The sequence below is a fragment of the Citrobacter sp. Igbk 16 genome (assembly GCF_028069755.1).
Taxonomy (GTDB): domain Bacteria; phylum Pseudomonadota; class Gammaproteobacteria; order Enterobacterales; family Enterobacteriaceae; genus Citrobacter.
The window spans coordinates 20,770-31,231 of the sequence record NZ_JANEWJ010000044.1; the positions used below are offsets into that span (position 1 = coordinate 20,770).

Annotated in this window: 9 protein-coding genes; 3 read left to right on the plus strand and 6 right to left on the minus strand. The window is 52.4% G+C overall.

Going from position 1 to position 10,462, the window contains the following annotated elements:
• Positions 1-5: 5 nt before the first annotated feature.
• Positions 6-1,259: an MFS transporter gene (locus NNO03_RS20895; protein WP_271440542.1), complete on the minus strand. Its 1,254-nt coding sequence runs from the start codon at positions 1,257-1,259 to the stop codon at positions 6-8.
• 158 nt (positions 1,260-1,417) lie between these two features.
• Here NNO03_RS20895 and NNO03_RS20900 point away from each other — a divergent pair, with 158 nt between their 5' ends.
• The 3 genes from NNO03_RS20900 (at position 1,418) to bioD (ending at position 4,486) form a co-directional block, all read left to right on the plus strand.
• Complete coding sequence (locus NNO03_RS20900) at positions 1,418-2,317, plus strand: LysR family transcriptional regulator (protein WP_137381232.1); 900 nt, start codon at positions 1,418-1,420, stop codon at positions 2,315-2,317.
• 128 nt (positions 2,318-2,445) lie between these two features.
• Positions 2,446-3,666 carry a sugar metabolism global transcriptional regulator Mlc gene (mlc, locus tag NNO03_RS20905; RefSeq protein ID WP_271450419.1) on the plus strand — a complete coding sequence of 407 codons (1,221 nt, stop codon included), beginning with the start codon at positions 2,446-2,448 and terminating at the stop codon, positions 3,664-3,666.
• 124 nt (positions 3,667-3,790) lie between these two features.
• Complete coding sequence (bioD, locus tag NNO03_RS20910; RefSeq protein WP_271440541.1) at positions 3,791-4,486, plus strand: dethiobiotin synthase; 696 nt, start codon at positions 3,791-3,793, stop codon at positions 4,484-4,486.
• On the opposite strand, the gene clcB is transcribed toward bioD, so the two are convergent.
• The 5 genes from clcB to ynfF all read right to left on the minus strand — a co-directional run bounded on the left by clcB (position 4,442) and on the right by ynfF (position 10,419).
• On the minus strand, positions 4,442-5,731 hold the full coding sequence (clcB, locus tag NNO03_RS20915) for a voltage-gated ClC-type chloride channel ClcB (RefSeq protein ID WP_271450420.1): 1,290 nt from the start codon (positions 5,729-5,731) through the stop codon (positions 4,442-4,444). The two genes, bioD and clcB, sit on opposite strands and share 45 nt — an antisense overlap.
• A gap of 120 nt (positions 5,732-5,851) precedes the next feature.
• Positions 5,852-6,466 carry a Tat proofreading chaperone DmsD gene (dmsD, locus tag NNO03_RS20920; protein ID WP_271450421.1) on the minus strand — a complete coding sequence of 205 codons (615 nt, stop codon included), beginning with the start codon at positions 6,464-6,466 and terminating at the stop codon, positions 5,852-5,854.
• A 42-nt stretch (positions 6,467-6,508) separates the two neighbouring features.
• Positions 6,509-7,363: a dimethyl sulfoxide reductase anchor subunit family protein gene (locus tag NNO03_RS20925; RefSeq protein WP_271450422.1), complete on the minus strand. Its 855-nt coding sequence runs from the start codon at positions 7,361-7,363 to the stop codon at positions 6,509-6,511.
• Position 7,364: 1 nt separating this feature from the next.
• Entirely contained in the window at positions 7,365-7,982 is a 618-nt protein-coding gene (locus NNO03_RS20930; RefSeq protein WP_048211714.1) for a DMSO/selenate family reductase complex B subunit, read from the minus strand.
• A gap of 10 nt (positions 7,983-7,992) precedes the next feature.
• Entirely contained in the window at positions 7,993-10,419 is a 2,427-nt protein-coding gene (gene ynfF / locus NNO03_RS20935; protein ID WP_271450423.1) for a selenate/tellurate reductase subunit YnfF, read from the minus strand.
• Positions 10,420-10,462 lie beyond the last annotated feature (43 nt).

Genomic DNA, 10,462 nt, shown 5'->3' on the forward strand with positions numbered 1-10,462 from the left:
ATTGATTATGCGTGCAGACGGTGGTGCAAACGGGCACCAACCAATAGCGCCAGCACCAGCATCAGTGCGATAAACCCGCCCACGCCGTTCCAGCCATAGCTATGCCAGAAAACGCCTCCTAGTGTACCGGCAATGCTTGAGCCTAGGTAATAGCTGAACAGATACAGTGAAGAGGCCTGACCTTTAGCGCGTTTGGCTCGCGGCCCGATCCAACTACTGGCCACGGAATGCGCGGCAAAGAACCCGGCTGAAAAAAGCAACATACCGGCAAAAATCAGCCATAACGAGGTAAACAGGGTCATTATTAGCCCGAACAACATCACGCCTGTCGAGAACAACATTACCGGGCCGCGCCCATAACGGGTGGTCATGGAACCGGCTTTAGGTGAGCTCCAGGTGCCGGTAAGATAAGCCACGGACAACAAACCGACGACAGCCTGGCTGAGTTCCCACGGAGACAGCATCAGACGGTAGCCGATGTAGTTAAACAGTGTGACAAACGACCCCATCAGCAAGAACCCTTCTGCGAACAACAGCGGAAGTCCTCTGTCACGCCAGTGCAAACGGAAGTTGATAAATAACGTTTTAGGCCGTAACGATGTCGGTCTGAAGTGCCGTGATTCCGGTAAGATCTTCCAGAACATGAGCGCGGAGGCGAGGGCAAAGCAGCCAATGGCCGCCAGCGCGATTCGCCAGTTAAAAAAGTCAGTAAATACGCCGCTAATCAAACGACCACTCATACCACCAATCGAGTTTCCGCTGATGTATAAGCCCATTGAAAATGCGACAAAACTCGGGTGAATTTCCTCACTTAAATAGGTCATTCCCACGGCCGCCACGCCGCTCAGTGACAGTCCAATCAGCGCGCGCATGATTAAAATACCGTGCCAACTGGTCATCATTGTAGAAAGCAACGTACAGCAGGAGGCCAGCAGCAACGCGGTGACCATCACCGGTTTACGGCCTATGGCGTCGGAAAGTGGGCCGGTAAACAGTAAGCCGATTGCCAACATGGCCGTTGAGATAGAAAGTGAAATACTACTGCTAGCTGGCGATACGCCAAACTCATGCGACAGCACAGGCAGTATGGGCTGTACGCAATAGAGAAGGGCAAATGTCGCCAGTCCGGCAGAAAAAAGCGCCAGCGTGACGCGCATAAAAGGGGATGTACCGCGTTTAATAAAACCATCCGGCGCAGTGACTCTTTGTTCATCAACATCGCTCGCCGGTGCGGTATCGACAGTAGTTGTACGGCTCACTTAAAATCCTTGCTCAATCATTTGCATCTATACCCTGCGTTTTTCAAGCCACGCAATGTGACGTGAAATCCATTGGGTCTACAGGACCAGCCTTAAGAGTATGAAAATCACAATATTCTGTCTAATATATTAATAATCTCAAATAATATTTTAAAAATATGAATATTGAACTGCGTCACCTACGTTACTTTGTGGCAGTTGCGGAAGAGCTGCATTTTGGTCGTGCAGCGGCACGACTGAATATTTCGCAACCTCCGTTGAGTCAGCAGATCCAGATCCTCGAACAGCAGGTGGGTGCACGGCTACTGGCGCGGACTAACCGCAGCGTGGCGCTTACCGCTGCCGGGAAACAGTTTCTGGCGGACAGTCGGCAGATCCTGGGGCTGGTAAATGAGGCTGCCGCCCGTGCCGAACGATTACACCTGGGAGAGTCGGGGGAACTGCGCATCGGTTTTACGTCATCAGCCCCGTTTATTAAGGCAGTGTCCGATACGCTGTCTCTTTTTCGCCAATGTTATCCAGCAGTGCATATGCAAACCCGTGAAATGAATACGCGCGAGCAAATTGCCCCGCTCAACGAGGGTGCACTGGATTTGGGGCTCTTGCGCAATACGCAACTTCCGGACACATTGGCGCGGGAGGTCATTTTGCATGAACCGCTGATGGCGATGATCCCACGCGCACATCCTCTGGCGCAAAAGCCGGTGGTGACGCTGGCGGAGCTGGCAAATGAGCCGTTTGTCTTTTTTGATCCGCATGTTGGAACGGGGTTGTATGACGATATTCTCGGCCTGATGCGCCGTTACGATCTGAAACCAACCATCACCCAGGAGGTCGGTGAGGCGATGACTATCATTGGACTGGTGGCCGCAGGGTTGGGGGTTTCCATTTTGCCAGCCTCTTTTAAACGGGTGCAATTGTATGAAATGTGTTGGATCCCCATTGCGGAAGACGATGCGGTCTCCGAAATGTGGTTGGTGTGGCCGAAGCATCATGAACAAAGCCACGCAGCGCAACGTTTTCGCCAGCAGCTTTTAGCCGCGGTGCAGCGCGGTTAATTTAGTTTAAAAATGGTCGAAAATGTGCAGTAAATCACAAGGCTAAGTAAAAAGTTGACGGAAACCATTGAAGTGCTTCACCATAGCCCGCAGATTATTTCGGAGCGCGAAAATAAAGGGAGTAAGTGGTGGTTGCTGATAGTCAGCCTGGGCATATCGATCAAATTAAGCAGACCAATGCGGGCGCGGTTTATCGTCTGATTGATCAGCTGGGACCGGTATCGCGTATTGATCTCTCTCGCCTGGCACAATTGGCCCCTGCCAGTATTACCAAAATTGTCCGAGAAATGCTGGAAGCGCATTTGGTGCAGGAGCTGGAAATAAAAGAAGCCGGTAACCGTGGACGTCCGGCTGTAGGGCTGGTGGTTGAAACAGAAGCCTGGCATTACCTTTCTATTCGTATTAGTCGTGGCGAGATTTTCCTGGCGCTGCGCGATCTGAGCAGCAAACTGGTGGTCGAGGATTGTCTTGAAATGGCGCTGGTCAGCGAGACACCGTTACTGGAACGGGTTGTTGCGCAAGTTGATCAGTTTTTTATCCGTCACCAGCAAAAACTCGAGCGCTTGACCTCTATTGCGATTACCTTACCCGGCATTATTGATACAGAGAACGGTATTGTACATCGTATGCCGTTCTATGATGACGTCAAAGAGATGCCGCTGGGCGAAACGCTGGAGCGGCATACTGGCGTGCCGGTGTACATTCAGCACGATATCAGCGCCTGGACCATGGCAGAAGCGCTGTTTGGTGCATCACGCGGGGCGCGTGATGTTATTCAGGTGGTCATTGATCATAACGTGGGTGCAGGGGTGATCACTGATGGTCATTTACTGCATGCAGGCAGCAGTAGCCTGGTTGAAATAGGTCATACGCAGGTGGACCCTTACGGCAAACGTTGCTACTGCGGTAACCATGGGTGCCTGGAAACGATCGCCAGCGTCGACAGCGTGCTGGAACTGGCGCAGGTGCGACTGAAGCAGTCAATGAGCTCCTCTCTGCACGGACAACCGTTGACGGTAGACGCACTGTGTCAGGCGGCCATGCAGGGTGATTTATTGGCGAAAGATATTATTAACGGCGTTGGAACCCATGTCGGTCGTATCCTGGCTATCATGGTGAATTTGTTCAACCCGCAAAAGATATTGATAGGATCTCCACTCAGTAAAGCCGCTGACATTTTGTTCCCGACCATTGCTGACAGCATTCGTCAACAGGCGCTTCCGGCCTACAGCCAGCACATTGTTGTCGAAAGTACGCAATTCTCTAATCAGGGAACGATGGCGGGGGCTGCCCTCGTTAAGGACGCGATGTATAACGGTTCTTTGTTGATTCGTCTATTACAGGGTTAACATTTTTTAACTGTTGTACGAAAAATTGCGCTATCTCAAGCTGGTTCTGGCCGTCATACCTTAGACTTTCTCCACTGTTTTATTTTCCTGACTTATATTTTCATAGCATACGGTGGAGTTAGTGATGCTGAAGCGTTTCTTTATTACAGGTACAGACACTTCTGTTGGGAAGACCGTGGTTTCCCGCGCATTACTACAAGCGTTAGCGTCAGGGGGTAAAAGTGTGGCGGGTTACAAACCCGTAGCCAAAGGCAGCAAAGAGACACCGGAAGGTATGCGCAATAAAGATGCGCTGGTACTGCAAAGCGTGTCATCCATCGAACTGCCGTACGAGGCGGTTAACCCTATCGCGCTGAGCGAAGACGAAAGCAGCGTGGCGCATAGCGGTCCGGTTAACTACACCCTGTTATCCAATGGACTGGCAAGCCTGAGCGAGAAGGTTGATCACGTTGTTGTTGAAGGCACAGGTGGCTGGCGTAGTCTGATGAACGATCTGCGTCCGTTATCGGAGTGGGTGGTACAGGAGCAACTCCCGGTTCTGATGGTGGTGGGTATTCAGGAAGGCTGTATTAACCATGCCATTCTTACCGCACAGGCGATTGCCAGTGATGGGCTGCCGTTGATTGGCTGGGTAGCGAACCGTATTAACCCTGGATTGGCGCATTATGCCGAAATCATCGACGTGCTAAGTAAAAAATTACCGGCACCGTTGATTGGTGAATTGCCTTATTTGCCACGAGCAGAGCAGCGCGAGCTTTCTCAGTACATTCGTCTGTCAATGCTCGGCAGCGTGTTGTCTGTAGATAGAGTCATGGCGTAACGTTCGCGACAGCACTGACGCCACGACGCATGCAATCAACAGGCCGGGGAGTAGTTGATACTCCCCGGTCATTTCACAGACCATCAATGTCGACATAATGGGGGCATGGGTCGTCGCCGCCAGCAGTGTAGCCATTCCTGTTAAGCCCAACAGCACCGCAATTTCATCCGTCCCCGGAAGCCAGAATCCCCATACCCGACCCAGCAACATACCGACTGACAAACCGACGAACAGCGTGGGTGTAAACACGCCGCCGGGTGCCCCTGACCCGCTACTGGCGAGTACGGCCAGTAACTTGCAGATGAAAATTCCACTGATGACGGCGAGCAAAGGGGGAGAGAGTAAATACGATTGTACTACGCTGTAGCCGTTGCCCCAGACCGCAGGAGTAAATAGCGACAACAGACCAACGATCAGCCCGCCCAGGGCTAACTGGCCTGGTGGTGCGAGCTTTAAGCGCAAAAAGCTGTTGTGACTGGTGGTCATAAGCCACATAAAAAGAGGTCCGCAGAGACCGGCTAACAGTCCAGTGCTGATAATCATCACATATTCCAGCACATGCAGTTCCCGAGTCAGATGAACGGTATACAGCAGCGCGTTGCTGTCGCTAAGCGCATTGGTAGTTAACAATGCGACGACGGCGGAGACAACCACCGGCCCTAATGAGGCGAGGATCAACGTGCCAAACAGCACTTCGGCAATAAATAAGCTACCCGCCAACGGAGCGTGATACGCACCAGCCATACCTGCAGCCGCCCCACAGGCAATCCATAATTTCCATTCCGAACGCGGTGTGAAGCGTTGCGCGAAGCACGAAGCCGCCAGTGCGGCCAATAAAATCATTGCCCCTTCACGACCAATGGCGCTGCCGCTTGCCACCACCACCAAAGAGGCCAGTGATTTCACCAGACTTGCGCTGACGTCGAACTGTCCGTCAGTCTGCAGGGCTTCCATATAGTCTGTGGGGGCCTGTGGGCGTAAACGATTAAATTTTTGCCAGCCCCAAAGCAAGAGTCCAGCCGCCAGACCACCGAGCGCAGGTGTCAGCATGCGTCTGAACGGCGGTAGATTTGTCGCGGCGTTGACCAAGCTTCCCGTATCGTTACTCAGGAACAGCCACTCAAGCAATTGCATCGCATGACGAAATCCTGCAACGGCCAGGGCTGCAAGGATACCAATCAGCGCGGCGATCAGTAGACGCCGAAACAGAGTGCGCAGGTCAGGATAAGCATGTAAGCGATGCATGGGTTGCCAGACAGGAAAATTCAGACGGCCTATTTTGCGGGTAATTAGCCGCAGAAGCAAAAGCTCAGCGTGCGAAACTCTCGGGTAAATGGGCAGGGAATATCCTGCCCATAGGCGAAATTAACGGAACAAGGGTTTATCTGCCACCGGAACTAATAACTGCGACTGCCATTGTGCCAGTGTCAGGCGAGCCAGTTTACCCAACGCCTGGTAGAACGGATGGTCCGCCTTCTCGATAAAAACGTCGAGGAAGCGAGCCGACCACGGCAATAGATGCCAGGACAGCAATTGCTCACATTCGGTGTGGCGGCCATTTTCGGCAAGCCAGGCTGTCAGCAGTAACAACGAACCAAAGTGATCTTCTGGCTCATTCTGTTGCAACGCAAACTGAATGCCGTTGTCGCGCATCCATTGACGTAACGCCAGAGTGGATTCACCAAACAACACGTTTTCGCGATCCAGCCAGACCGAACCCCAGGGCGGGGATGGCAATGCGTAGGGGCCGATAAACAAACGTTGCCAGGCTTGCGGGAGCGTTTCATCGCTATCTGTCTGCATCTGTGCAGCCAGTGGCGACAGCGTAGCTTCTGGCAGCGGCCACTGTGCTTGCCAGCCATCCGCTTTTAACGCACTGACCATCGCAGATGCTTCTGCGCTATCTGGTGCATAGTAGAACAACGCGCCCAGAACGCGCGCAGCGGTTGAAAAGTTGTCACATTGTGAAAAATGGGTCATGCAAACAATCCTGAACAGTGCGGGTTGCCCCGCACCCGAGAGTTAACCTGCAACAGCCATTCCGACTGTCATATGCAAACCATAAAACAAACCACGACCAATGATTTCACCGGCCAGGACTAAAATTAAACCTAACGCCAGCCCAGCGGCATGCGGATCTTTATGGCGGATAAGCGGGCATATCCAGCACCCAAGACCTGCAGCCAGCAAGAGGATGCGCCACACCTGTAAGCTGCCGTAGTCAGGTACCAGCGCGTTGGCGAATTGCACTGAACTGTGGATTGTGCCGAGGGAAAGTCCCTGCAGGACAATCACAGCCGCACTCACCAGCAACGCCAGCACACTGATCCCCGCGAACACGTTGGCATGAAAAGAAACACCAGCAGCACGCAGTAGCAGGGCGGCAAAGAGTGGCCCGCTCAGAAGTAGGGTCATGAAAAAGGCCACCGTAGTGTAACCATTATACCAGGTCGGTACGGTATCTATCTGGTAAACGTTGGTCATCGCCCAGACAAACACCACGCCCAGCAGCATGCCTACCAGCAGCCATATTTTACCTAATGCAGCGGGCATTTTACCGAGCAAAGCGACCAGCCACCATAAACCACCGACGGCAAAAAACAGCGAGCCGCTGGCAATTTCATTACTTAGCGCTGACTCACCGATTCTGTTCAGCGAGTTAAATGCGCGTAGCGGAGACCCCAAATGCATAACCGAGGCCAGGAATGCGATGCCCATTACCAACCAAAGAAAAAACATACTGCGAACAATGCGCTGTCTTACAACATCGTCTTTGACGGTAAACCAACCCAGACCACTGACGATTAGCGCGCCTGCCACGCATTGGCCCAGAACCGTGAACAGTACCAGCGGCCATTCATGCCATCCACTTCCCATTTTAGACCTCCTTCGGATTAGCCAGATAACCCGTGGTATCCCCGGTCGGGCGGCTATTGGCATTTGGTTTGATGACGATGCTCGGTTTGGTAAAGTGCGCGCCAGGTAATGGCGCAACCGCGGCCAGGGTGCCGTGTTTCTTACGCAGTTCCTCTATCGGGCCGAAGTCCAGCGCACGCAGCGGGCAGGATTCGACACAGATGGGTTTCTTACCCTCAGCAACGCGTTCATGACAGCCATCGCACTTGGTCATGTGTCCTTTGGCGGCATTGTATTGCGGTGCGCCATACGGGCAGGCCATGTGGCAATAGCGGCAGCCAATGCATACGTCTTCATCCACGACCACAAAACCATCTTCACGTTTGTGCATCGCGCCGCTTGGACACACCTTGGTACAGGCCGGGTCTTCACAGTGATTACACGCAATGGAGAGGTAGTAGGCGAAAACGTTCTGGTGCCAGACACCGTTATCTTCCTGCCAGTCACCGCCGGCGTATTCGTAAATACGGCGGAAACTGACGTCCGGCGTTAAATTTTTGAAGTCTTTGCAGGCCAGTTCGCAAGTTTTGCAACCGGTGCAACGGGCGGAGTCGATAAAAAATCCGTATTGAGTCGTCATGGGTTACACCTTACGCCTTTTCAACCTGAACGAGATTACTGTGGGATGGATTCCCCTTCGCTAACGGAGAAGGACGATGTGACGTGAGAATGTTGATTGAACCACCGTGATCGATCTGGTCACCAAACATATCAGCATTGAGCCATGCGCCTTGGCCGATGGCTGTCACGCCGGGCAAAATACGCGGCGTGACTTTTGCGGCGATCAGCATCTGACCATTGCTGTTAAACACCCGTACCGTATCGCCGTGATGAATGCCACGTGAACGGGCATCGACGGGGTTAATCCAGATTTCCTGCGGGCACGCCTGTTGTAAAACATCAATGTTGCCGTAGCTTGAGTGAGTTCGCGCCTTATAGTGGAATCCGGTGAGCTGTAGCGGATACGTTTTGCGTTTGGGGTCATCCCAGCCGTCAAAGCCTGGCGCATAAGCCGGTAGCGGATGCACAATCTCGTCTTTCTTGAGTTCCCATGTCTCGGCAATGGTGGCCAGCCTTTCAGAGTAAATCTCAATTTTCCCGGATGGTGTTTTCAACGGGTTTGCCGCAGGATCTTCGCGGAATGAACGGAAAGCGACATAGTGTTCTTCCGGGCATTTTTTCTTGAAAATACCGGTCGTTTTCATCTCTTCGTAATCCGGCATTTCTGGGTTACGTTCTTTGGTTTTGGCATGCAGATATTTCACCCACTCGTGCTGGGTACGGCCTTCCGTGAATTTTTGATAGACGTCCGGGCCCAGGCGTTTCGCGACTTCACTTAACATCCAGTAGATGGGTTTTCGTTCAAATTTAGGTGAGGTAGCGGGCTGTCCGAGGATCACATAGCCCATATTCCCGGCGGACTCATGTGAAATGAGGTCTTCCTGTTCAGTAGGCATCAGATCCGGCAGCAGGATGTCGCAGTACTTCGCCGATGCGGTCATAAAGTGCTCAATGCCGACAATCATTTCGCACTTACTGTCATCCTGTAAAACGTCATGAGTATGAGCAATATTGCCATGCTGGTTGATGAGCGTATTGCTGGCATAGCACCAGATAAACTTGATAGGCACATCCAGTTTATCTTTGCCGCGTACACCGTCGCGGGTGGCTGTCATTTCTGCGCCATGATCGATAGCATCCGTCCAGGTGAACACCGATATCTGTGTTTTGACCGGGTTCTCCAACATGGAGAACCATTCAACACCCAGATCCCAGGTCCCTTCACGCATACCGGAGTTACCGCCGTTAATTCCTACGTTTCCTGTCAAAACAGAGAGCATGGTGATTGCTCGGGCTGTCTGTTCACCGTTGGAATGGCGTTGTGGTCCCCAGCCCTGACAGATGTAAGCCGGTTTTGCCGAACCGATTTCACGGGCTAACTGGATGATTTTGTCTGCAGGGATGCTGGTAATCTGAGATGCCCATTGCGGTGTTTTGGCAATTCCGTCCGGGCCGTCACCTAATATATAGGCCTTGTAGTGCGCATTACGCGGAGCGCTGGCGGGGAGAGTGGTTTCATCGTAGCCGACGCAGTATTTATCAAGGAAAGGTTTATCAATCAGATCTTCTGTGATCAGCACCCAGGCGATTGCGGCGGCCAGTGCAGCATCCGTTCCTGGGCGAATAGGCAGCCATTCATCTTCACGACCTGCGGCGGTGTCGTTGTAGCGTGGATCGATAACGATCATTCTGGCATTTGACCGCTCACGTGCCTGCTCGACATACCAGGTTACACCACCGCCGCTCATACGCGTTTCGGCTGGGTTATTACCAAACATCACAACCAGCTTTGTGTTGGCGATATCGTCGGGGCTGTTACCGTCGTTAGCACCGAACATATATCCCATGGCGGCGCTGATTTGTGCGGTGCTGTAACTCCCGTAACGGCTTAAATAGCCGCCACAGGAATTCATCAAACGGTAGGGGACGTTGGAGTTCGTGATATTACCGCCATCCACACCGGTACCGTAAAGAACGTGAACGGCTTCATTACCGTAATCATGCAAAATACGCTTCAGGTTTCCGGCAACGGTATCCAGCGCTTCATCCCAACTGATACGCTCAAATTTACCTTCACCGCGTTTACCAACGCGTTTCATCGGGTATTTGAGGCGGTCAGGGTGGTTCATACGACGGCGAATTGAACGACCGCGCAAGCAGGCGCGAACCTGGTGGTTACCGTAGGTATCATCGCCGGTCGTGTCAGACTCAACCCAGTAAACCGCATCATCTTTCACATGCAGACGTAAAAGGCAACGGCTGCCGCAGTTAACCGTACAGGAACTCCAGACAGCTTTATCTTCAACAGGTTGCACTGATTGCTGTACGGCAGCAGCAGCGGCACGAATACCAAAGGGTAGTGACAGGCCTCCGGCAGCAAGTGCCAGTGAACCTATAGCCGAGGATTTGACTAACGTCCTGCGGCTAATACCTCCATATTGCTCATCTTCAGACATAACCCACTCCATTGTAATTGTCGTTATATATATTGTTTTATAA

Excerpts from the sequence above, each read along its gene's own strand:
- dmsD (WP_271450421.1), bottom strand. The coding sequence starts at position 6,466 with ATGACCCATTTTTCACAATGTGACAACTTTTCAACCGCTGCGCGCGTT.
- ynfF (WP_271450423.1), bottom strand. The coding sequence starts at position 10,419 with ATGTCTGAAGATGAGCAATATGGAGGTATTAGCCGCAGGACGTTAGTC.
- NNO03_RS20930 (WP_048211714.1), bottom strand. The coding sequence starts at position 7,982 with ATGACGACTCAATACGGATTTTTTATCGACTCCGCCCGTTGCACCGGT.
- clcB (WP_271450420.1), bottom strand. The coding sequence starts at position 5,731 with ATGCATCGCTTACATGCTTATCCTGACCTGCGCACTCTGTTTCGGCGT.
- NNO03_RS20925 (WP_271450422.1), bottom strand. The coding sequence starts at position 7,363 with ATGGGAAGTGGATGGCATGAATGGCCGCTGGTACTGTTCACGGTTCTG.
- bioD (WP_271440541.1), top strand. The coding sequence starts at position 3,791 with ATGCTGAAGCGTTTCTTTATTACAGGTACAGACACTTCTGTTGGGAAG.
- NNO03_RS20900 (WP_137381232.1), top strand. The coding sequence starts at position 1,418 with ATGAATATTGAACTGCGTCACCTACGTTACTTTGTGGCAGTTGCGGAA.